The organism is Actinocorallia populi (assembly GCF_002995495.1).
Taxonomy (GTDB): Bacteria; Actinomycetota; Actinomycetes; order Streptosporangiales; family Streptosporangiaceae; genus Actinocorallia; species Actinocorallia populi.
Genome location: NZ_PVZV01000001.1, coordinates 933,194 through 955,168 on the forward strand (window position 1 = coordinate 933,194; position 21,975 = coordinate 955,168).

Annotated in this window: 22 protein-coding genes; 10 read left to right on the forward strand and 12 right to left on the reverse strand. The window is 70.8% G+C overall.

What is annotated here, in order from left to right:
• The first annotated feature begins 31 nt into the window (after positions 1–31).
• Positions 32–877: an NAD-dependent epimerase/dehydratase family protein gene (locus C2865_RS04630; RefSeq protein ID WP_106396990.1), complete on the forward strand. Its 846-nt coding sequence runs from the start codon at positions 32–34 to the stop codon at positions 875–877.
• 36 nt (positions 878–913) lie between these two features.
• Here C2865_RS04630 and C2865_RS04635 read toward each other — a convergent pair whose 3' ends face one another.
• Positions 914–1,294 (reverse strand): ATP-binding protein, encoded by a 381-nt coding sequence (locus C2865_RS04635; protein ID WP_106396991.1) that lies wholly within the window; start codon positions 1,292–1,294, stop codon positions 914–916.
• Between the two features lie 342 nt (positions 1,295–1,636).
• Between C2865_RS04635 and C2865_RS04640 the strand changes: the two genes are divergently transcribed.
• Together C2865_RS04640 and C2865_RS04645 are read left to right on the forward strand one after the other, a co-directional pair.
• Positions 1,637–2,530, forward strand: coding sequence for a helix-turn-helix domain-containing protein (locus tag C2865_RS04640; RefSeq protein WP_106396992.1), 894 nt, complete (start codon positions 1,637–1,639; stop codon positions 2,528–2,530).
• 16 nt (positions 2,531–2,546) lie between these two features.
• Positions 2,547–2,738 (forward strand): DUF397 domain-containing protein, encoded by a 192-nt coding sequence (locus C2865_RS04645; RefSeq protein ID WP_106397487.1) that lies wholly within the window; start codon positions 2,547–2,549, stop codon positions 2,736–2,738.
• Between the two features lie 113 nt (positions 2,739–2,851).
• Here the strand turns inward: C2865_RS04645 and C2865_RS04650 are convergent, their stop codons facing one another.
• From C2865_RS04650 to C2865_RS04680, 7 genes are all read right to left on the reverse strand, one after another.
• Positions 2,852–4,255, reverse strand: coding sequence for an MFS transporter (locus C2865_RS04650; RefSeq protein WP_106396993.1), 1,404 nt, complete (start codon positions 4,253–4,255; stop codon positions 2,852–2,854).
• Between the two features lie 90 nt (positions 4,256–4,345).
• Complete coding sequence (locus tag C2865_RS04655; RefSeq protein WP_106396994.1) at positions 4,346–4,837, reverse strand: ATP-binding protein; 492 nt, start codon at positions 4,835–4,837, stop codon at positions 4,346–4,348.
• A gap of 89 nt (positions 4,838–4,926) precedes the next feature.
• Positions 4,927–5,766, reverse strand: coding sequence for a Scr1 family TA system antitoxin-like transcriptional regulator (locus C2865_RS04660; protein ID WP_106396995.1), 840 nt, complete (start codon positions 5,764–5,766; stop codon positions 4,927–4,929).
• Between the two features lie 77 nt (positions 5,767–5,843).
• Complete coding sequence (locus C2865_RS04665; RefSeq protein WP_232835355.1) at positions 5,844–6,767, reverse strand: threonine/serine dehydratase; 924 nt, start codon at positions 6,765–6,767, stop codon at positions 5,844–5,846.
• 34 nt (positions 6,768–6,801) lie between these two features.
• Entirely contained in the window at positions 6,802–7,965 is a 1,164-nt protein-coding gene (gene chrA / locus C2865_RS04670) for a chromate efflux transporter (protein WP_106396997.1), read from the reverse strand.
• Positions 7,966–8,025: 60 nt separating this feature from the next.
• Positions 8,026–8,871, reverse strand: coding sequence for a sulfotransferase family protein (locus C2865_RS04675; RefSeq protein ID WP_106396998.1), 846 nt, complete (start codon positions 8,869–8,871; stop codon positions 8,026–8,028).
• 91 nt (positions 8,872–8,962) lie between these two features.
• Positions 8,963–9,718, reverse strand: a complete 756-nt coding sequence (locus C2865_RS04680; protein ID WP_106396999.1) for an EI24 domain-containing protein — start codon at positions 9,716–9,718, stop codon at positions 8,963–8,965.
• 547 nt (positions 9,719–10,265) lie between these two features.
• Between C2865_RS04680 and C2865_RS04685 the strand changes: the two genes are divergently transcribed.
• The 4 genes from C2865_RS04685 to C2865_RS04700 are packed head-to-tail and all read left to right on the forward strand — an operon-like array spanning position 10,266 to position 14,074.
• Positions 10,266–12,704: a sensor histidine kinase gene (locus C2865_RS04685; RefSeq protein WP_157963562.1), complete on the forward strand. Its 2,439-nt coding sequence runs from the start codon at positions 10,266–10,268 to the stop codon at positions 12,702–12,704.
• A gap of 32 nt (positions 12,705–12,736) precedes the next feature.
• Positions 12,737–13,114 carry a roadblock/LC7 domain-containing protein gene (locus C2865_RS04690; RefSeq protein WP_106397001.1) on the forward strand — a complete coding sequence of 126 codons (378 nt, stop codon included), beginning with the start codon at positions 12,737–12,739 and terminating at the stop codon, positions 13,112–13,114.
• Positions 13,111–13,497 (forward strand): DUF742 domain-containing protein, encoded by a 387-nt coding sequence (locus C2865_RS04695; protein WP_106397002.1) that lies wholly within the window; start codon positions 13,111–13,113, stop codon positions 13,495–13,497. Before C2865_RS04690 ends, C2865_RS04695 begins: the two co-directional genes overlap by 4 nt.
• A complete protein-coding gene (locus C2865_RS04700; RefSeq protein WP_106397003.1) occupies positions 13,478–14,074 on the forward strand; it encodes a GTP-binding protein in 597 nt (198 codons plus the stop codon). Before C2865_RS04695 ends, C2865_RS04700 begins: the two co-directional genes overlap by 20 nt.
• A 94-nt stretch (positions 14,075–14,168) precedes the next feature.
• Here C2865_RS04700 and C2865_RS04705 read toward each other — a convergent pair whose 3' ends face one another.
• On the reverse strand, positions 14,169–15,164 hold the full coding sequence (locus C2865_RS04705; RefSeq protein WP_106397004.1) for an alpha/beta hydrolase: 996 nt from the start codon (positions 15,162–15,164) through the stop codon (positions 14,169–14,171).
• Between the two features lie 271 nt (positions 15,165–15,435).
• Entirely contained in the window at positions 15,436–16,782 is a 1,347-nt protein-coding gene (locus C2865_RS04710) for a DUF2254 domain-containing protein (RefSeq protein ID WP_106397005.1), read from the reverse strand.
• Positions 16,783–16,955: 173 nt separating this feature from the next.
• Here C2865_RS04710 and C2865_RS04715 point away from each other — a divergent pair, with 173 nt between their 5' ends.
• The 3 genes from C2865_RS04715 (at position 16,956) to C2865_RS04725 (ending at position 20,266) form a co-directional block, all read left to right on the forward strand.
• Positions 16,956–18,209, forward strand: coding sequence for a cytochrome P450 (locus C2865_RS04715; protein WP_106397006.1), 1,254 nt, complete (start codon positions 16,956–16,958; stop codon positions 18,207–18,209).
• 63 nt (positions 18,210–18,272) lie between these two features.
• Positions 18,273–18,938: a hypothetical protein gene (locus tag C2865_RS04720; RefSeq protein ID WP_232835356.1), complete on the forward strand. Its 666-nt coding sequence runs from the start codon at positions 18,273–18,275 to the stop codon at positions 18,936–18,938.
• Positions 18,935–20,266 carry a nucleotidyl transferase AbiEii/AbiGii toxin family protein gene (locus tag C2865_RS04725; RefSeq protein WP_106397008.1) on the forward strand — a complete coding sequence of 444 codons (1,332 nt, stop codon included), beginning with the start codon at positions 18,935–18,937 and terminating at the stop codon, positions 20,264–20,266. Before C2865_RS04720 ends, C2865_RS04725 begins: the two co-directional genes overlap by 4 nt.
• On the opposite strand, the gene C2865_RS04730 is transcribed toward C2865_RS04725, so the two are convergent.
• Together C2865_RS04730 and C2865_RS04735 are read right to left on the reverse strand one after the other, a co-directional pair.
• Positions 20,241–21,569: a PAS domain-containing protein gene (locus tag C2865_RS04730; RefSeq protein WP_106397009.1), complete on the reverse strand. Its 1,329-nt coding sequence runs from the start codon at positions 21,567–21,569 to the stop codon at positions 20,241–20,243. The two genes, C2865_RS04725 and C2865_RS04730, sit on opposite strands and share 26 nt — an antisense overlap.
• Before the next feature lie 103 nt (positions 21,570–21,672).
• A complete protein-coding gene (locus C2865_RS04735; protein ID WP_106397010.1) occupies positions 21,673–21,972 on the reverse strand; it encodes a DUF4333 domain-containing protein in 300 nt (99 codons plus the stop codon).
• Positions 21,973–21,975: the final 3 nt, after the last annotated feature.

Consider the following 21,975-nt stretch of genomic DNA (forward strand, 5'->3'; position numbering starts at 1 on the left):
ACAGAGAAGTGAGACTCCTGGAGGTCCCCCCGTGAAGATCCTGCTCGCCGGAGCCACCGGCGTGATCGGCCGCGCGCTGGTGCCCCAGCTCGTCGAGGCGGGTCACGAGGTTTCCGGCACGACCCGCCGCCGCGCCAAGGGCAAGCTGCTCGAAGGGCTGGGCGCGCACCCGGTCGTCGTGGACGTCCTGGACGCCAGGCGCCTGCGCAAGGCCGTCAAGGCCGAGCGCCCCGACGTCGTCATCCACCAGCTCACCGACCTCACGAGCGGGGACTTCGCGGCCAACGGCGCGCTGCGCGCCGCGGGCACCCGCAACCTCGTCGACGCCGCGCTGGCCGCCGGCGTCGAAACGATGATCGCCCAGAGCATCGCCTGGCTGTACGTGCGCGGCGAGGAGCCCGCGACGGAGACCGACGTGCTCGACCCGGCGCTGCAGCCGTACCAGAGCATCGCCTCGCTGGAGCAGGACGTCGCGCGCATGCCCAAGGGCGTCGTCCTGCGGTACGGCGCGCTCTACGGGCCCGGCACCTGGTACGCCCCGGACGGCGCGATCGCCGACCGGGTGCGGCGCGCGGAGCTGGCGCTGACCCCGGCGTGGACGTCGTTCGTGCATGTGGAGGACGCGGCTGCCGCCACGGTCGCCGCCCTCGGCTGGGAGGCGGGTCCGGTCAACATCGTCGACGACGAGCCCGCGACGTTCCAGGAGTGGCTGCCGTCCTACGCCGCGGCGCTGGGCGCCCCGGAGCCGCGGTCGATCCGGCACGCCGCCGCCACCGGCCGTCCGGTCTCCAACGCCAAGGCCAAGGAGCTGGGCTGGAAGCCGCAGTACCCCACCTGGCGCACCGGGCTGCTGGCCGAGGCCGCTCCGGCGGAGTAGCGGTGGCGCCTTCGGCCGCGTCCCGGCGGGAGCGGCTCAGAAGGTGACCGTGTACCAGAACCGGAGGCGCTGGTCCGACAGGCGCTCCCAGCCCCAGTCCTTGGCGAGGAAGTCCAGGATGTACAGGCCGCGGCCGCTCTCCCGGTCGCTGTCGGGCTCGTAGCGCAGGGCGGGCTCGCTGTGCCCGCCGCGGTCCACGACCTCGACCCGCACGAGCTGGTCGCTCAGCTCGGCGATGAGCTCCACCATGCCCCCGGGGCTGGCGTAGAGCACGCTGTTGCCGAAGGCCTCCGAGAGCAGCTGGACCGCCGCGTACTCGGCGGGGTGGTCGTGGCCGAGCCAGGAGGACAGCCATCTGCGCGCCACGCGCACCTGTTCCGGCCGACCGGGCAGGGTGATGCGCGTGGCGGTCAGCATGGTCGGTCCTTCGGTCGTTCGAACTCTTGCTCCATCGCCGGAACCTCCTGCGGTCGTGCGGGACACGACCGGCGGCCCGGGAAGCGGACCGCGGTGGACGGGCCTACCTGCGGACTCTCCGGCACTCCCCCAGCGATCCACGGAGATCCCCACAAAGGTCCTCGAATCCCTTCGTTCAGCCCGAAGCTCTTCGATCAACCCCGAAGTTCTCTCCGTTACCGAGCCTCCGTGTCGCTACTCTCTGAGTGTGAGGCGCAACGGGGGGTCATGTAAAGCGCTTTCGTGGAATATTCCACTTCCGTTCGTGCAGGCACTCGGGGACCACACACCCAGGAGGGTTCCATGACCTCAGGGCGGACCAGCCCGACAGTCCGCAGGCGGCGTCTCGCCGCCGAGATGCGCCGCCTGCGCGGCGCGCGCCAGGTGAACCTGGACGAGGTGGCCAGAGGCTCCGACGTGGGGCGGACCACCGTCTACCGCATCGAGCAGGCCTCCCACGCGCCGAAGGTGAACGACATCCGGGCGCTGTGCCGCTACTACGAGCTCTCCGAGGAGGAGACGGAGGGGCTGGTGGCCCTGGCCCGGGAGAGCCGGCAGCGGGGCTGGTGGCAGCGCCCCGGCTCCTCCTCGTCCATCCCCTCCTGGTTCGAGACCTACATCGGGCTGGAGGAGGAGGCCTCGGAACTGCTGGTCTACGAGCCCGAACTGATCACCGGGCTGCTGCAGACCGAGGACTACTACCGGTCGCTGCTGCGGATCGACCCGGTGCTGCCCGAGGAGAGCGTCGCCGAGCAGGACCGCCGGGTGGCCGTCAGGCTCAAGCGCCAGGAAAGGCTGAACGGCCCTGACGCGCCCAAGCTCTGGGTCATTCTGAACGAGGCCAGCATACGCCGGGTCGTGGGTGGCCGAACTGTCATGAAAAAGCAGTTGGAACAACTCATCGCGCTCTCCCGGCCGCGCCATGTCATGTTGCAGGTGCTACCTTTCTCGGCCGGTGCCCATGCCGCCGTCGACGGCTCATTCCACATTTTGCATTTTCCCCGGCAGGCACATCCCTCGATCGTGTACCTTCAGTTCCGCCGCGGCAGCCTCTATTTGGAGGAACAGGCGGATCTCGCGGAGTACACGGGGATCTACGAGCACCTGCGCGCCGTGGCGCTCTCCCCGGAGCTGTCGGTGGAGCTCATCGAGCAGGTCGCGGGGGAGCTGTCGTCTGCGCAGGAACGAATCATATGAAAGCGGGGTGTTCTTAATGCTGGAATTCTCCCGCCTTACCTGGCGGAAGAGCAGCCGGAGTGCGCAGAACGGGGCATGTGTCGAGATCGGCACCTCCCGTCCCGGCGCGCCCGTGGCAATACGGGACAGCAAGAACCCGGAGGGTTGGAAACTGGCCTTCTCGCGGTCCGAGCTTCGTTCCTTCATGGCGAAGGTGAAGACGCTGTAGCCGATTATATCTCGACGGGCGCGGCACTTCGGTGCCGCGCCCGTCTGCTTTTTTCGAGCATTTCCCGAAGGCTGTCGTTCCAATCGGGAATTCTCGTTCTGTAATTTTCCAGATCAGCGCCGGTAGCGGATTCCGTGAAAGAGCGCGACGCCGCCGGCCAGCCAGGCCGCCCCCGCGACGATGAAGAAGCACGCCACGTAGTCGCCGAGTTCGGTGGCGCCGCCCCCGCCGGTGAGGATCGCCGCGACGACCGCGCCCGCGACCGCGCCGCCCGCCGTCCGCACCAGGGAGTTGACGCCGCTGGCGATGCCGCTGCTGTCCATCGGCACGTGCGCGACGGCCAGGGTGCCCAGGGCGGCGTAGGCGATGCCGAAGCCCAGGCCCTGGAGCACGCCGTAGGCGACGAAGTCCGAGCCGTGGGAGTTGGACAGGGCGAGCCAGAAGTAGGACGCACCGGCGAACACCGAGCCGATCGCCAGCGCGAACGCCGGACCGGTGCGCTCGGCCAGCCTCCCGGCGTAGGTGGAGGCGTAGAACATCACGACGGTGTTCGGCAGCGAGTACAGGCCGACGTCCAGCACCGAGCCGCCCAGCCCGTAACCCGCGCTCGACGGCGTCTGGATCAGGTTGGAGATCAGCGTGAACGAGGAGTACATCGAGAAGCCGAGCAGCAGGGACATCAGGTTCGCCGAGAGGGACCTGGGGCCCGCCAGCAGCGACAGCCGCACGAGCGGCTCGGCCACCCGCTGCTCGGTCAGCACCCAGGCCGCGCACAGGACGGCCGAGGCGGCGAACAGGCCGAGCACGCGCCCCGACGTCCAGCCCCAGGCGTTGCCCTGGCTGACGGCCAGCAGCAGGCACAGCAGCATCAGGGCGGTGAGGACGGCTCCGGGGTAGTCGGGCCTGCCGCCGCGTCCGGCGCCCTCGGCGGGCACGCAGCGGGCGACGAGGGCCACGGAGGCCGCGCTGAGCACGGCCGCCACCCAGAAGACCGGGGCGTGGTGGGAGGTGACGGTGGCCAGCAGCCCGGTGACGAGCATGCCGAGGGTGCCGCCGATGCCCATGGTGGCGCTGACGAAGCCGATCGCGCCCATGATGCGGGCGGGCGGCAGCACGTCACGGATCACCCCGACCGCCAGCGGGAAGACCGCCACGCTGACGCCCTGCACGGCCCTGCCGACGAACAGCACGCCCAGCGACGTCGCCAGGGCGCAGATCACCGACCCGGCCAGCAGCAGGCCGAGGGCCGTCAGGATCAGCGGCTTCTTGCCGTACATGTCGCCGAAGCGCGACAGCAGCGGGGTGGCGACGGCGCCCGACAGCAGGGAGGCGGTGAAGACCCAGGTGACCGTGGTGATCGAGGCGTCGAACTCGGCCATCAGCGCGGGCAGCAGCGGGATGACCAGGGTCTGCTGGATGGCCACGAGGGAGCATCCGATCGCCAGCGCGACCAGGATCAGCCGCGGGCGGGGGGAGGAGAGGGAGTCGGAAGCGGGGGGATCGAGGGTGCTGGTCACGGCGGTGCTCCTGGGGCGCTCCCGGACTACTGATTTGTTAACCTCAGTAAGTTATCCGGGGGAGACCCGCCGGGGACCGCCAGGTCCGGCTCAGCGGAAGCAGCCGCAGTCCGCCATCGCCCACTCGGTGACCGAGGAGCCCGGGCCCGAGACGTGCTCGTACTCCGCGCAGAGCATCTGGACGACGAACAGCCCGCGCCCGTCCTCGGCCAGGTCCTCCACCGGGACCGCGGGCCCGGCCGCCGCCAGCAGGAGCTCGGTCTGCGCGGTGACGTCACCGCGCAGCACCGGCTTGCCGATGGGCGGGGAGTGGTGGACCAGGCGCCCCCAGACCCGGTTCCTGCCGTGGACGACGCTCAGGGAGACCTTGCCGTCGCCGCCGTGCTCGGCGCAGTTGCCGAGCAGCTCCGACACCACCAGCAGGAACTCGTCGCGGACGCGGCAGGAGGAGCCGAAGATGCCCCGCAGCCAGTCGCGGGCCGCCGTCCCGGCCCGCAGGTCCACCGGAAGGGTCCGTTCCGCCGTCCACCCGGGAGACGTGGACGGACCCACCTGGCTGTCGACCGCGGGCGTTCTGTTCACGGATCGCTCCAGTCAGCGTGCTTCCGACGGACGTGCCTAAAACTAGGGATCGGGCCGCGCCCTCGTCCAGATTGTTTCTCGGAGTTTCTTCAGGGTTTTGCGGCCTCGATCAGATTCTGCGCGGTACGGCCGTACGCCGAGGCCTCCACCAGGTGTTCGAAGGTCTTGAGGTAGTGCGCGACGTCCGCCGGCTGGCGGTTACGGATCTGCCCGGCGACCAGATCCGGACGGACCTCATCGGCGTCGTAGATCCAGAACCCCTCCCACGGCCAGACCGTGCGCGGCGCCCGCAGCGGCAGGATGCCCAGGGAGACGTTCACCTGCCCGCCCACGAAGTGCAGCAGCCGGTCGAGCTGCTCCAGCATGCCCTCCTCGTCGAGCATGGGAGCGTACAGGGCGGCCTCGGAGACGACGAAGCTGAAGCGCTTGGTCCCGTCGGCCAGGTGCTGCTGGAGCTTGAGCCGCTCCTCCGTCGCGGCGTCCACGTCGTTGGGCACCTCGCGGAACTCCATGATGGACGTCAGGTGCGCCTTGGCGTAGGCGGGGGTCTGCAGCAGCGACGGGATGGGGCTGTGCTGGAAGATGCGGAACTCCGACGTGCCCTCGTACTGGGGATTGAAGGATTCCTGGACCCGGCGCAGGCCGGTCTGCTCGATGCGGCGCCACTGGATGTAGAGGTCGTCGATGTTGCGGACGGCCGCGATGAGGTCGGGCACGCTCTCGGGATTGCCGGTGGCGGTGCACCAGACGCGGATGTCGCGCTCGGTGGGGATCTGCACCCCGTTCTGGATCTTGGAGACCTTGGACTTGGCCCAGCCGACCTCGGCGGCGAGCGAGATGGTGTTGAGCGGTGACTCGGCGAGCAGCTGCCGCAGCCGGGCCGCGAGGATGCTCGCGGCCTCGTCGGCCCGCTCCTTGGTAGTGGGCATCCCACGAAGCTACGCCGTTTGTTGCGAGTTGTCGCGGAGAGTTTCTTGATCACTCGGTGTTCGGCCCGCGCCGGATCTCAGGCCAGGTCGGACGGGTCGGTGTTGGCTCCGCAGAGGACGACGGCCACCGTGCCGGAGCCGTCGTCGAAGTGGGGCAGCCCGGCGTAGGCGGTCGCGGCGGAGTGCTCGACGGCGAGCCGGTAGCGCTCCCACAACCGCCGCCGCGCGTCGATGATCTCGAGGTCGGTGACGAGCAGGCTGTCGGAGCGGGTGGTCCGCGCGGTGTCCAGCGCCAGCCGGGACGCGCGCCGGGCGCCCAGGGCGTCGGCGGCGACCGAGTCGACGGTGACGTCCACGGGCCGGCCCGCCTCCAGCGCGGCGTTCAGCGCGCGGCAGTTCTCCGGCTCGACGACGACCGTGCGCAGCCCGTGGTGGTCGGCGGCGGTCGCGATCCCGGTGAACAGGCCGCCGCCTCCGGCCGAGATGACGATCGTGTCCAGCCGCGGCACCCGGGCGCGGATCTCGTCCACGAGAGTGCCCGCGCCGGCCGCGATCAGCGGGTCGTCGTAGGCGTGCGAGGCCAGCGCCCCGGACTCGGCGGTGAACTCCTGGCAGGCGCCGAGCGCGTCGGCGTACTCGGCGCCGACCTGGCGGACGTCCGCGCCGTAGCCGCGCAGCCGCTCGACCTTCACCTTCGGCGCGGTCTCGGGGACGAAGACCGTGGCGGGAACCCCGAACAGGCCCGCCGCCCAGGCGCACGCCATGCCGGCGTTGCCCCCGCTGGCGATGGCCACCCCGGCCGGGGGCAGCGTCCCGGCCTCCCGGTGGGCGAGCAGCAGGTTCAGCGCGCCGCGCGCCTTGAAGGAGCCGGTGTGCTGCATGAACTCCAGGGCGAACCACAGCGGGCCGTCGGCGTGCGCGACCGCGGTCTCGCGGATCCGCGAGGTGATGCGCCGGGCGGCCTGCTCGACGTCGCCGTAACCGATCTTCTGAGCCTCCACACCGTCTCTTCTACCACCGCGTTTCCCCCGGCAATCACCAGAGAAAGGCATGAACCAGTCCTATCGCCGCTCCTGCGGCGATGTACCACGCGTTGTTGATCCGGGTCCGCCACACCAGCACGAACGTGCCGAGGGCGATGGCCGCGGTGAGGGGATCGGTGACCGCGGTGCGGGCGAGCTGCCAGGAGACACCGGCCATCAGCGCGAGCGCGGCGGCGTTGACCCCGTCCAGCAGGGCGCCCGTCCAGTCCCGGGAACGCAGGAAGCCGGTGAGCCGGGTGAGCAGCCCGACGAACAGGAACGACGGCAGGAAGACGGCCACGGTGGCGAGGAACGCGCCGGGGAGCCCGGCGACGACGTAGCCGAGGAAGGTGGCGGTGGTGAAGACGGGGCCGGGGGTGACCTGCCCGACGGAGACGGCGTCGACGAGCTGCTGCTCGGTGATCCAGCCGAGCCGTTCCACGAAGTCGCCGCGCAGGAACGCCAGCAGGACGTAGCCGCTGCCGTACAGCACCGCGCCGATCTTCAGCATGGTGGCGAAGAGCTCGGCGAGCTGGGCTCCGGTCGGGTCGGGGAAGAGCGGGGAGCCGTCGGCGAACGGCAGCGGCACCAGGGCGCCCGGACCCCTCGCGCGGCGCGCCCGGAGCGCGGCGCGGGCCGCGGCGGCCGAGGCCGCGCCGCAGGCCAGGACGAGCAGCTCGTTGACGCCCGCCAGGTAGGCCGCGAGCGCGGCGGCGGCGAGCAGCCCGAGCCACACCGTCCTGAGCACGGCGCGCAGCAGGGCGAAGAGCGCGTGGGCGATGATCGCGATGACGGCGGGCACCACCCCGTACAGGACGCCCTCGACGGCCGGGGTGCTCCCGTGGCGCACGTACGCCCAGGCCAGCGCGGTGACCATCAGCGCGGCGGGCAGGATGAAGCAGACCCCGGCCGCGACCAGCCCCCGCCACCGCGCCCGCTCGTGGCCGAGGTGGATGGCCAGTTCGGTGGAGCTGGGGCCGGGGATGAGGTTGGTGGCGCCCATCAGGTCGGCGAACCGCCGGTCGGTGACCCAGCCCCGGCGCCGCACCAGCTCGTCGCGCATCAGCGCGGTGTGCGCGGCGGGCCCGCCGAACGCGATGGCGCCGAGCCTGAGGAACAGCCCGGCGACCTCCCGCCACGATCCGCGCGCCGGTGCCGCGTTCTCCTCGTCCGCCATCCCGGAATCCCACCACGCCCGGGTGAACCGGGGGTGAAACCGTGCGCCGGGACGGCCGGCTCAGTAACCCCACAGGCGGGTGATCTCGCGCAGCTCCTCGGGGACGTCCTCGCGGGAGGGCAGGGGACGGGCCCGCTGGATCCTGCCGGACTTGAGGTTGGCGCTCCAGTCGCCGAAGACCGGCTTGATCGGGCCGTGGTCGTGGGCGCCGTAGTCGAGCATCGAGGACTCCCACGGCACGCCGAGGTAGGCGCAGATCTTCTTCGTCACGTCGGCCGGGTCGGCGGTCAGGTCCTCGTAGCGGACGGTGAGGCCCTCCAGGCTCTGCCGGGCGGTCTCGACGCCCGTCACGTAGTCGAGGACCTCCTTGACCACGGCGTCGCGGTCGGCGTCCTTGCGGCGGTTCAGGAGCGACTCGACGACGGACGCGGGATGGCGCTGCAGGAAGATGTAACGCGCCTCCGGCCAGGCCGAGGAGATGCGCTGCCACTGCAGGGCGTTGGAGGGGGTCTTGTCGACGATGATGGACTTCCTGCTCTTCAGCAGCTCGTGATGGAGCACCCGGTCCCACAGCAGGTGCTCCAGCTCGGTGAGGCTGAGTCCGACCGCGTCCATGATGTCCGCGGAGTACTTGCGGCTCGGCTCGACCTTGAGCGTGCGCAGGTGCAGCTCGTGCGGCGCGCGCAGGCGCGAGTGGCTGTTGAGCAGGACGCGCAGGAGGGTCGACCCCGACCGTACCGACGAGAGGACGAAGACGGGCGAGGCGACCAGGCGTGTGGCCGACCGGTCGGGCAGTGGCGCCCTCCGCTTGAGCGCCACCCCCGGAGGCCTCACGGCCTCGAGCAGGTGTGCTCCCCTGCGCCGGATGGCCTTCTTGATCACGCGCTTGCGCTTGGCGTCCTGCATCCTTCATCCCGGGGTCGACTCCTCCTGACCCCCAGGACCGTACAGGTCGGACATGAAAAAAAGATAAAGATTCCGGAACGTTAGCGAATATTCATGCAACCTTTGGGGGCTCGGGGGTGTCCTCCTCGCAGAGGTCGCGCGCCATGAGCGTGGCCCCGGCGACCGCGCCGGGCATGAACAGCACCGCGCCCAGCGGGATGAGGAACAGCACGGCGGTGGCGGTGCCGAAGCCCAGGGTCGTGGCGCGCCGCGACTTCAGCAGGGCGAACCGCTCCTTGCGCGACATCAGCCTGCGCTCCATGGCGATGCCGGTCAGCTCCCCGGTGAGGAAGTAGCCCGAGACGATGAGCGCGACGACGGGGACGACGGTCTGGCCGACGACGGGGATGAATCCCAGCGCGAAGAACAGCACGCCGAAGGCGAGCGCGGCGGCGCCCAGGATGAGCGCGTCGCGGACGCTCCGGCCGACGCCGCGCCAGAACGGCTCGTCGGGCTCCGGCGGGGCGCCGCCGACGGAGTCCTCCACCCGGGTGGCGAGCGCCTCGTAGAACGGCTCGCCGATGACGAGGGTGACGGCGGTGAACAGGAGCAGCGAGGCGAACAGCGCCGCCCCGAACACCGCGACGCCGGCGATGACGCGCAGCGCGTCCCGCACCCCGGACGCCCAGTCGTCGGCGAACGGCGTCATCCACCGGACGAGGTCGCCGACCTGGAAGCCCAGCCAGGTCAGCAGGCCCGCGAACAGCACCAGGGACAGCAGCGCGGGGATCAGGCCGAACACCCATTGGGCGGGACGTCTGGCGACCCAGGAGATCCCCCGTCCCAGGTAGCGCACTCCATCGACCATTTCCCGCTCCTCCGCGCCGTCGTGTCGTCTCGCGGAGGCCAGTTTGCCAAAATGGCGGAGAAGTCCGGCCGCCACGTCCCGTAATCACACGGCGTGCCGATGGCGCCACGCTTCACTTCTATCTTTTTGGTATCGATACCGGCTGTTCCGGCGGGGCCGCGCGGGAGGTTCGCACCGCCTTCATCAGCCCTCCTGTGCCGAAGAGGAGGGCATTCTTCTCGGTATTGGTCTTTTCGGGCAGGCCTTACACTCACACGCAGGACACCGCCTCAGGCCATGAACCCGCGTTATGACGTTCCGTGTTCGAGCGGGAACATGCTGGCACGCCCGGCGGTCTTGAACCGGTCCGCTCACTAGGACCCCCCTCTTGCGGTGAGGTGTCCTTATTTTGGACAGTGGTTAAAGTCTCTTCACCTTCAGTACTGTGGGCGACCCTGGTCGGCCAGGAGACACGCAAATCGGAGCGGAAACGTTGTTCAAACGCAGAAGATCCCCAGTACCCCGCGGCGGGCGCCCGATCCTTCGGCGTATCGCCGCGCTGCTGGTCGTGCCGTTGCTCTCGCTGACGGTGCTGTGGGGGTACGCGGCGACTACGACGATGAACGCCGCTCTGAAGAAGTTCAACTTCTCTGACAACTACGACATGCTCGGCATCCCGGCGAACACGCTGATGTTCACGCTGGCGATGGAGCGTTCGGCGGCCGCCGTGGTGGTGACCGGCAACGGCGCCGCCGCCGCGGCGGCCCAGGAGGGCCTCGCCCAGGCGAGGGGCGCCACGGACAAGACGCTCGCGTCGTTCATGGCCACGCTGCAGAACCCCGACGCCCTCGACGGCCTCAACCCCAAGGCCCGCGCCCAGCTTCCCGACACCCGCAAGGCCCTGGAGGGCCTGGACACGGTGCGGGGCAAGGCAGTGCCCGGACGGTCCACCCCGGTCGAGATCATCAACGAGTACAGCCGGCTCATCGAAGTGCTGTTCCGGATGTGCGCCTCCTTCACCAGCGTCAACGACCTGGACGTCGCGCGGGAGACCGCCGCGCTGATCTACATGGGCTGGTCGCGCGACCTGATGCTGCGCCAGAGCGCGCTGCTGAACACCCTCCCCAAGAACGCGAAGATCGACAGCGCCCGCCGTACCGCCTTCGCCGACTGGGCCGGCAGCCGCGAACGCTTCTTCGAGCTCTCGCTCCACGAGGTGTCGGGCAACATCGCCGACATCCTGCACGGCTTCGCCGAGAGCCCCGAGTTCCGCAGGTACGTCGAGCTGGAGCAGAGCTTCCTCACCGCCAAGACCGTGCCGAACCTCCAGGAGTGGCGGGCGCTCAACGAGCAGCTCGCCGGCGTCTGGATGGAGCGCGTCATGGCGAGCAGCGACATCCTGAAGGTCGAGCGGGTGGAGCCGGTCGGCCAGCGGATCATCGTGGAGTTCACGCTGGTCGCCGGACTCGGTCTGGTCGCGGTCATCGCCTCGCTCGTGCTGCTCACCCGGTTCGCCCGCAACGTCTCGGTGGAGCTGAAGGGGCTGCGCGGCGCCGCGCAGAACCTGGCGCAGGAGCGGCTGCCCCGGGTCGTGGCCCGGCTGCGGCGCGGCGAGGAGGTCGACCCCGTGGTCGAGGCGCCGCCGATCGAGACGGGCAAGACCCGCGAGATCAACGAGGTGGCCGAGGCGTTCGGCACCGTGCAGCACACCGCGGTCGACGTGGCCGTCGCCGAGGCGCACCTGCGCAAGAGCATCGGCCAGGTCTTCGTCAACCTGTCGTGGCGCAGCCAGGCGCTGCTGCAGCGCCAGCTCCAGCTGCTCGACGTGATGGAGCGCCGCGCCTCCAGCCCCGAGGAGCTGGAGGACCTCTTCAAGCTCGACCACCTCACCACCCGCATGCGGCGGCACGCCGAGGGCCTGGTGATCCTCTCCGGCGCGCCCACCGTCCGCGCCTGGGACCACCCGGTCGAGATGGAGGACGTGGTGCGCGCCGCGCTCGGCGAGGTGGAGGACTACACCCGGGTCGAGGTCGCGGCCTCCACCGGCGTCGCGATCGAGGGCGAGGTCGTCGCCGACGTCATCCACCTGCTGGCCGAGCTCATCGAGAACGCCACCATGTTCTCCCCGCCCACCACCGAGGTGCTGGTGCGGGCCGAGGCCGTCGCCAACGGCGTGGTCGTCGAGATCGTCGACCGCGGCATCGGCATCTACCCCGAGCAGCTGGCCCTGCTCAACCGCAACCTCAGCCAGCCGCCGGAGTTCGACCTGGCCGACAGCGACCGGCTGGGCCTGTTCGTGGTGGCCCGCCTCGCCGCCCACCACGGCATCAAGGTCACGCTCCAGCCGTCGGTGTACGGCGGCACCACGGCGGTCGTCCTGATGCCCGAGACGCTGATCGTGCGTCCCGGCGGCGAGTCCCGCGGCAAGCGCGGGCAGCGGGCCGTGCAGGCCGGTTCGGGCGCTCCGTCCGAGCCCCGGGCCGTGACCGCCGGCGCGCACCGCGGCCCCGCGGCCCCGCCCTCCTCGTCGTCCACCGGCGCCACCACCATGGTGTCCGACCTGCCCGCGACCTCGTCGTCGGGCCGCTACACCCCGCCCCCGTCCAGCACGCCTCTGCCCCCTTCGGTGCCCCCCATGGTCTCTGAGCAGTCTTCGCCGTTCTCCGGGTACGACCTTCCCCCGTCCGTTCCGGAGACCCCCCAGGAGCTGTTCCCCCAGGGGCAGCAGCAGGGACAGCAGCAGGAGCAGGAGCGCCGGGGCGGGGAAGGCCGCGGCAGGCTGCCGCGCCGGAACCGGCAGCAGCACCTCGCGCCGCAGCTGCGGAAGCAGTCCCAGCCCGGAGCCGGCGGCTCCTATGACAACAACGACGAAGACGGATTCGTCGAGCCCGACCCGGAGTTCAGCCGGGATCTGATGTCCTCGCTGCAGTCGGGATGGCTGCAGGGGCGAAGCCCGGAGGACGAGACCACAGAGTTCGATACCTATGACGAACGGGAGAGGCCGTGACTCAGCCACAGCCATCCGGTGAATTGAGCTGGATGCTCGATGACCTGGTCCAGCGGGTGGAGCAGGTGCATCAGGCGGTTCTGCTGTCCCGGGACGGGCTGGTGATGGGCGCCTCGCGCACTGTCTCCCAGGCGGACGCGGAATTCCTCGCGGCGCTGTCCTCCGGTTTCCACAGCCTGTCCAACGGGGCGCGGGAGCACTTCGGAGCCCGCCAGGTGCGCCAGGCCGTCATCGAGCTCGACGACAAGCTGTTCTTCGTCGTGCCGGCCGGCAGCGGCAGCTGCCTGGCGGTGCTGAGCACCGCCGGACCGAAGGCCGGTCTGGTCGCCTACGAGATGGCGCTGCTCATCAAGCGGGTGCGCCAGCATATGGCGGCCGCGCCACGCCGCCAGTCGGCGGGTGCCGGATGAACGGTCCAGAGGGGCGGCTGCCCCGGGAACGCTGGGTGGGCCGGGACGCCGGCCCCCTGGTCCGCCCTTACACGGTGACCAAGGGGCGCACCCAGCCCCGGGGCGTCCGCCTCGACCTGGTGACGATCCTGGTCGTGAGCGGCCGGGGCGCGGCGGAGAACGTCAGGTTGTCGAGCGAGCACCGGCGGCTGCTGGACCTCTGCCGGCGCCCGTCGACCACCGCCGACCTCGCCTCCGAGGTGGACCTCCCGCTCCGGGTGGTCCAGGTGCTCCTGGGCGACCTGTACCACCACGGACTGATCGAAGAGGTCCGCCAACCCGCTCCCAAGCGTCCTGACGCTCACCTGCTGATGAGAGTGCTCGATGAACTTCGCCACCTCTGACGCCTCCCACCGGGAGGTCGCGGAAGCCCCCACCGTCGCGCTGAAACTGCTGGTCGCCGGGGGCTTCGGCGTCGGCAAGACCACACTGGTCGGCGCGATCAGCGAGATCCGCCCGCTGCGCACCGAGGAGGACCTGACCGACGCCAGCGTCGGCGTCGACGACACCACCGGCGTGGAGCGCAAGTCCACCACCACGGTGGCGATGGACTTCGGCCGGCTGACCTTCAGCGGCGGCCTGCGGATCTACCTGTTCGGCACGCCGGGCCAGGAGCGCTTCTGGTTCATGTGGGACGAGATGGCCTACGGTGCGACCGGCGCGATCGTCCTGGCCGACACCCGCAGGCTGGAGTCGAGCTTCGCCTCGATCGACTTCTTCGAGCAGCGCAGCATCCCGTTCGTGGTGGCGGCCAACTGCTTCGAGGGCGCCCAGCGCTACAGCCCCGAGGAGATCCAGGACGCCCTGGACATCGGCCCCGGGGTCCCGGTGGTGCTGTGCGACGTGCGCCAGCGCGAGTCCGTCAAGACGGTCCTGGTCACCCTCATCGAGTACGTCCTGAGGCTCACCACCGCCGCCTGAACCCGCGGCCGGCCGCGTGCCGGGAAGGCGAGAGGGCCCGCCCGGAAGGGCGGGCCCTCTCCGTCACCGGAGGGGTGCGGCGACGCGGGAGGGGTCAGGAGTTGGGGATGACCGCGGCGAGCGGGAGGCTGCCGCCGAGGACCTGCATGAGGCGGCTGCCGCAGGTGGACAGGTCGTCGGAGTTCCCGCAGTAGTGGCTGGCGGTGTAGGAGCCGGTGGCCATGTCCCTGGCCCAGGTGGAGCTGTAGTCGCGCAGTCGCGAGACCTGGGTGGAGTTGGGGCTGCAGCCCGCGCCGATGACACCGATGGCGTCGGTGTTCTCACCCTCGGCGTCGATGTGGCAGCTGCCTCCGGAGGGCGCGATGCCCCCGTTGTACTTGGTCCAGACGAGCTGGACGCCGACGAAGTCGGCGCCGAGGGAGCCGAGCGCGCCGAAGGCGTTGTTGAAGAGGTTGCTGAGGCTGGGACGGGCCGCGATCTGCAGGACGGGGCGGGTGCCGTTCGCCGAGACCGCCTGGAGGTTGGCGGTGAAGTCGCTGCTGGCGACGCCGTCGAAGAGGATCGCGCCCTTCAGGTTCGCGTAGCCCAGGGAGGCCAGGCGGGCGCCGACGACGGAGGCGAAGTGGCCGCCCGCCGAGTGGCCGCCCACGATGTACTTGGCGGGCAGCGCCTTGCCGCTCGGCGGGGTGATGGTGCGGGCGTTCAGCGTGTCGCCCAGCGCGTTGCCGAGTCCCGGGTTGCCGGCGGTCATGTCGGCGTCGATGCAGAACACCATGACGCCCTTCTCGGCGATCGCCTTGCTGGTGTTCGTGAGGGTGTCGCAGTCGCGGCTGAAGCCGTGCTGGACGAGCATCAGCGCGGAGGCGGCGCCGTTCGGCAGGTACCACTTCAGGTCGTAGGAACTCCCACCGATGGTCGCCGTGTCGATGACGCAGGTGGTGGTGCTCGAGGAGTAGCCGCCGCAGCTCTCGGCGGCGCTCGCCGCAGGGGCGGCGGCGAACGTGGACGCGATGAGCGCGCCCACCGCGGCGGCGGCCGTGAGGAAGCCGGTTCTGATCTTCCTGGAACGCCTGCTGGGGGTGACCTTCACTGTCTCTCCTCCTGCTCTGCGGAGCGGGGTCGTACGGGCCGGCCCGAGGGCGCGGCGTGATGGATGACAGCGACGGCCCACCGGTTCCGGCGTCGCGCCGGCCGTCGTCTCGCCGAGGTGGGAAGGGACTCTGCTGTTTCCCTCATTGGAAAGCTGTTTCGCAGAGGGAACTTCTGTTCCGCAGATTAAGGTCTGTGGACGGCTCAGGCAATGCCTTGCGGCCATGGTTTTCCGGCGGGATTTCCGGTAGGGGACAGGGCCGTCCCGCCGCTCAGAGGGAGCGGGTCTCGCCGCTGCGGTCCCCGTAGGCCGAGGGGAGGTCGCCGTCCAGCGCCGCGTGGACGCGCCGGAACATGTCCTCGACCTGGTCGATGTCATGGGGCAGGAGGCCGCGGTCGAGCTGGGCCCGGATGAGGCCGGCCTGCAGGGCGATCTGGTCGCGCTGCGAGTCGTCGCGGGCGACGGCCGCGACATCGCGCAGCATGCGGAGCAGGGCGTTCAGCGCGGCCGGTTCGTGACGGCCGTAGCGGCGGATCTGCCCGCAGGCCAGTTCGAGGTAGTAGGCCAGGTCGCGGTCGCGGACGATGACCTGCCCGCCGTCCCGCCCGTCCCCGTGGACGACCGGGCCGAGCCGCCGGCCGGTGAGCCTGACCAGGAGGTCGGCGAGGTGCCCGACGGCGTGCGCGGCGGTGACCGGATCGTTGACCGCGGGGGACAGCGCCTTGACCGCGATGTCGGCGAGCTGCCGCAGGCCCAGGGCCACGTCCTGCTCGTTGGTGCGCTCGTAGCCGATCTCGATGCCGTCCTGGACCGCCCTGTCGACCGCCGCGGGATCGGGCGCCCGGCCGTGCGGGGAGCGCCACCACACCGTCGCGACCGGGGAGCCCCGGACCACGTGGTCACCCGCCCGGACGGCGACCTCGATCGTGAGGCCGTGGGCGGCGGCCGCCCGCAGCAGCGCGTTGATGCGGAGCATCCGGACGAACCCGCTGCGGCGGGCCGGCAGCACCGTACCGCCGGGCGGCGTGGCGCCGGGGGAGCGCAGACTCTCGTCCCCGTACTCCGGATGGAACTTGTCGATCACCCGGTCCGTCTGGTCGTGGACGGTGAGCATCATCGTGTCCACCCGCAGCAGCTGCGCGATGTGCGTGATGAAGTACAGGACGGCGCCCAGGGCGGCCAGGCTCAGGAGCGAGGCGAGGAACATCGTCAGATCGGGGGCCGGGCGTTCGCTCCGGATGTACCGCAGCGCCACGGTGGTGAAGACGAAGGCGGCCACCAGCACGGACAGCACCCGCTTGATCCCCGGATCGTGGGCGAACTCGCGGAGCATCCTCGGCGAGAACTGCTGCGACGCCAGCTGGAGCGCCACCACGGTCAGGGAGAACGTCAGCCCCGTCACGGTGATGACCGAACCGGCCACCGCCTGCAGCAGGGTCGCGGCCGAATCGGCGTCGCCCTGCCAGCGCAACCAGAACGGCGGCCGCACGTTCTCCTCGTGCAGGCGTACGGTCAGAACCGCGAGGACGAAGGCCGCCAGGCTCGTGACGACGGGCCACAGCCACAGAGGCGTCCGGGCACGCTCCGCCTGCGGCGAGCGCGGGACGGGAAACCTCATGCCGGTTGGCTACCCGGTGCGTGGATCTCCATGTCCGCCGGGCGGGCGGCCGGCGCTTTTCTCCAGAACTCCGCGGAGTCAGGGGAAAAGGCTGTACCGGGGACGGGAAATCTGCAAGTGTTCGGTTACCTTCTTGTCCTGTCCCGTCCGCTTCACCCAGCTGAAGGAACGAGATGAGCCGCACTCTCTCCCTCCACGACGCCGGCCTCGCCCTGGCCGATCCGAGCGCCTACGCCGACGAGGGGCGGCTGCACGCCGCCCTGTCGCTGCTGCGCCGGGAGGCGCCCGTGCACCGGGTCGAGGCGCCGGGGTACAACCCGTTCTGGGCGATCACCCGGCACGCCGACATCATGGAGATCGAGCGGGACAACAAGCTGTTCCTCAGCGCGCCGCGCACGCTGCTGTCCACGGCGGAGATGGACCTCCTCCAGGCGCAGCAGCGGGAGCAGGGCATGGAGCTGCGCACGCTCGTCCACATGGACGACCCGCAGCACCGGGTGGTCCGGGCCATCGGGGCCGACTGGTTCCGGCCCAAGGCGATGCGGGCGATGCAGGCGCGGATCGACGAGCTGGCCCGCCAGTACGTCGACCGGATGGCCGAGCTGGGCGGCGAGTGCGACTTCGTGCAGCAGATCGCCGTGCACTACCCGCTGTACGTCATCCTGTCGCTGCTCGGGCTGCCCGAGTCGGACTTCCCCCGCATGCTGCGGCTCACCCAGGAGCTGTTCGGCAGCCAGGACGAGGAGCTGCGCCGCGGCGAGAGCCCCCAGGAGCAGATGAACACGCTCTTCGAGTTCTTCGACTACTTCAACGCGCTGACCGCGGCCCGCCGTGCGAACCCGACCGACGACCTGGCCTCGGCCATAGCCAACGCCGTCGTCGACGGCGGGCCGCTGTCGGACGTCGACACCGCCTCCTACTACGTGATCGTCGCGACGGCCGGGCACGACACCACCAGCGCCACGATCTCCGGCGGCCTGCACGCGCTCATCGAGAACCCCGACCAGCTCTGGCGGCTGAAGGACGATCCGGCCCTGCTCCCCCTGGCCACCGACGAGATGATCCGCTGGGTCACCCCCGTCAAGGAGTTCATGCGCACGGCCGCCGCCGACACCGAGATCCGCGGCGTGCCCGTCGCGAAGGGCGAGTCGGTACTGCTGTCGTACCCGTCGGCCAACCGCGACGAGGAGGTCTTCGACGACCCGTTCCGCTTCGACGTGGGCCGCGATCCCAACCGCCACCTGGCCTTCGGCTTCGGCGTGCACTACTGCCTGGGCGCCGCGCTGGCCCGCATGGAGATCCAGGCCCTGTACCGCGAGCTCCTGCCCCGCCTGCGCTCGGTCGAGCTCGCGGGCGTCCCCCGGCGGACCGCCACGACGTTCGTCGGCGGCCTCAAGCACCTGCCCGTCCGCTACGTCCTGGAGTAGGGGCGACCCGGCCGCCGGGAAAAATCCCGGCAGGACGTCACCCCTCCCTGCGATCATGGGGAAATGGCCGCAAAAGCCAATAACCACCCCATGGTCTCGGCGGGAGACTTCGAGACCCACCTGACCGTCCGCTGCGGCGGGCCGGAGATCGAGGACCTGGCGCGGTGGGCCGCCGCCCGAGGCCTGAAGTTCGGCCACATCGTGCTCGCCCGGGGCCGCGTCGCCTCGCAGCCGATGCTGACGGTACGCGGCTCCGGCACCCTCTCCGGCGTGCTGGCGGACGCGGCCCGGACGGCCAAGGCCCTGGCGGCGGACGGCTTCGAGGTCACGCGGACGAAGGTGGAGGCCGCCCCCTGGAACGAAGGCGTCCCCGCCGACGACGGGGAGGCGCTGGCGTGGGGGCCCGGCCGTTACTTCGAACACCACCTGAAGCTGCTGCTGGAGCCCGCAGCCGACCTCGCCGAACTCACGGCGCTGGTCGTCCCGTACGCCGCACACCTGTCGCGCAACGCCCGTCGGCTGCGCGACGACGGCTTGGCCGAGCGGTTCGTGACGCAGCGCTGCCGTCTGGTGGGCGCCCCCGCGGCCGAACGGCGCCTCGCCGCGCTGACCGCGGTGCTGGAGGAGAACCGCTACCGGATCGCCGAGGTGGAACGGGAGTTCGTGGTCTTCGACGATGACGGGTCGCTGGACGACGGCTGGATCGAGGAAGGGGAGCCGGAAGCATGACGAACGAGTGGCGCAGATTCCGCTGGGGGCCGTGGCCCGCGGACAGCCGGGTCCCCGGGACGCCCCCGGACGAGGCGACCCGCGCCGAGATGGAGCTGCCCAGGACGTTGCGGCCGGTCCCCGGCGAGGACGTGCTGCAGCGTCCGGTGTTCGACCCGGCTCTGAAGCACTACGCCCGCGCGATGAAGGCGGGCGACCCGGCGTTCGCCCACCGCGACGCGGCCGTCCGCTGGTACGCGGCCCGCGACGCCGCCTTCGGCCACGTCCTCGAAGCGGTCGCGGAGTCCGAGTGGGCCGACCACCTGGTGCTGCGCGGCAGCGTCCTGCTGGCCTCCTGGTTCGGCGCCGGGGCACGCCCTCCGGGCGACCTGGACTTCGTGGTCGTGCCCCGCAACTGGAAGCTGGAGGACGAGCGCACCGACCGCATGCTCGCCGACCTGGCACGGCTCGCCGAGCGGGTCTCGCGGAGCGGTGCCGGGGACGTGCTGCTGTCGGCAGACGAAGCGGTCAGCGACGAGATCTGGACCTACGACCGGGTGCCGGGCAGACGGCTGGTCCTGCCCTGGCGGGCCGAAGGAGTGCCCGCGGGCTCCGTCCAGCTCGACTTCGTCTTCGGCGAGCGGCTCGCCGAACCGCCGTCCCCCACCCTCCTGCACCGGTCCGAAGGAGAGCCCCTGACGCTGCTGGCGGCGACTCCGGAGCAGTCCCTGGCCTGGAAGGTCCTCTGGCTGGTCGAGGACATGTATCCCAGGGCCAAGGACCTGTACGACGCGATGCTGCTGGCCGAGGCGGTCACGGTGGACGCCCGGCTGCTCCACCGGACGTTCACCGCCGCCGACGACCGCTACGCGACGCACCCTCCGAGTTTCCAGGACCTGCTGGAAGCCGTCCGGTACATCGACTGGGAGGAGTTCTCCGCCGAGTACCCCGAAGCTCCACCCGTCGCCGATCCCGGCGCGGAGCGGCTGCTCGACGCCCTGCTCCCGGCCTTCGCCGAACCCCTCGAACCGGCGGAGGCGCAGTACGAGCGTCGCATGTCGGTGCTCGAACGGTACGTCGAGAACGCTCGGCGGGTGCTGGCCGAGCAGGGGCGGGAGGCGTTCCACCGGGACCTGGCGGCCGGCAGGCTCCGGATCACCGATGCCGCGCTGGTCGCCAACGAGGTGCTGGAACGCCCCGTGCACGACCTCGAGACGACCGCCTGGGAACTGCTCGACAGTCCCGAGTGGCCCCGCCGCCAGGCCGACCTCTACCGGCGCCATCCCCGGTGGCTGGAGGCCGATCTGGCCCGCCTGAGCGGGGTCACAGGGCGGCCGGAGCGATCCTGATCTTGTCGAGGTGGGTCTGGAGGAAGGCCGGGTCGAAGGGGACGATCGCGGACTCGTATTGGCGGCCGAGGGTGCGCAGGAGCTCCATCCACTCCCAGCTGGCGGAGATCTCGGTGTCGATGGGGCGGACCTTGTCGCCCAGGGCGGGGCCCGCCTTGTGGCGGAGGACGAGGTTGCGCCACTGGCCGATGAAGCGGCGGAACTCCTCCAGCAGCGTCCCGGTCTCCGCGACGAGTCCGGCGACGCCGCGCAGGGCGGCGTTGACCCGCTGGACCTGCTCGGACATCTCCACGATGACGGCCTCGGCGGCGTCGCACAGCAGCGGCACCGCGCCGAGGGACTCCGGCGGCGCGTCGCCGTCGAAGACCTCGGCGGCGAACGCGGCGGCCATGTCGTTGTAGAGGCTCGCCAGCGAGATCTGGAACCGCAGGTGCGCGATGTCGGACTTCAGCCGGCCGAACTCCGTCTGCAGACGTTCCAGAGCGGTGACCGACCTGGTCATCGGCTTGGCCATGACGCGGGCGACGTTCGCCAGCACCGGCGCGGAGTCCTCGACGAGCTCCGACGCCTGCTGGGCGGCGGTCACCGAGGCGTGCAGCCGGTGCGCGATGTCGAGAACCCTGGTGGAGGTGGAGGCGAGCTCGTCGCCGAGCTTCTGGTAGCCCGCCAGGCGCCCGACGAGCTCGTCGAGCACCCCGTCCAGCGCGCCCGTCCCGGCCAGCACCTCCGCGATGGAGCCCCGGGCGCCCGGCCGGTCGTAGACCATGGACACCACCTGGCTCCTCGCGGCGACCTCCTCGGGCAGCGCGTGGAGCATGAACTCCCGGTAGGAGGAGTACCCCCGCTTCCACAGGGACGCCTCGATCTCGGCGGCGCCGAGCAGGGCGGCCTCGTGGCGGCTCATCCCGTTCTCGTGGATCGCGGCCCGCTCGACGCGCAGCGCGTGCGCGTACACCCGCTGGATGAGCTCGAACAGCGGGCTGTGCGGAGCCGTGCGGATCGAGACGTAACCGTCGTGCAGCGGGCCGATCGCGGCGAACACCCAGTAGGAGCCGCCGTCCTTGGTGCGGTTCTTGATGTAGGCGCCCACCGGTCGTCCGGCGTTGAGCCCGTCCCAGACCAGCCGGAACAGCCCGGCCGGCATCTCGGGGTGGCGCACCGTGTTGTGCGGCGCCCCGACCAGTTCCTCCAGCGGGTAGCCGGAGACCCTGACGAACACGGAGTTGCCCTGCCGGATCACACCGCGCCGGTCCGTGGTGGAGAAGAACATCTCCTCCGCGTTCATCGTCCTCAGGTCCCCCATGGCCTGTCCCTTTCCCCGAGGCCGCGAGCGCGGCGAGATCTTACTGAGTGCACCCTAAGCCAGGATCTTTCCATGACCTTTTCGGGGGCGAAGGGAGAACGGGTCAGCGGGCGGGAGAGGCCTGCATGTCGAAATTGATCTGGGAGCCGTCGACGGAGGTGACGGTGACCTGGACGTCCCGCTGGGTGAAGTCGTTGCCGGTCATGGTGCAGGTGATCGTGGCACCGACCTCGCCGGGCAGGTCGCCGGGGCAGCTGACGCCCAGCGCGCCGCCGACCATCTGGCCGCCGATCTTGTCGCTGATCTGCTGCTCGACGTCGGCGGCGGCCACGGAGGCGGAGCAGGCGGTGAGGGCGGCCAGCAGGGCGGCGCCCAGCAGGGCGAGGGCCGTCGGCTTGCGCATGGC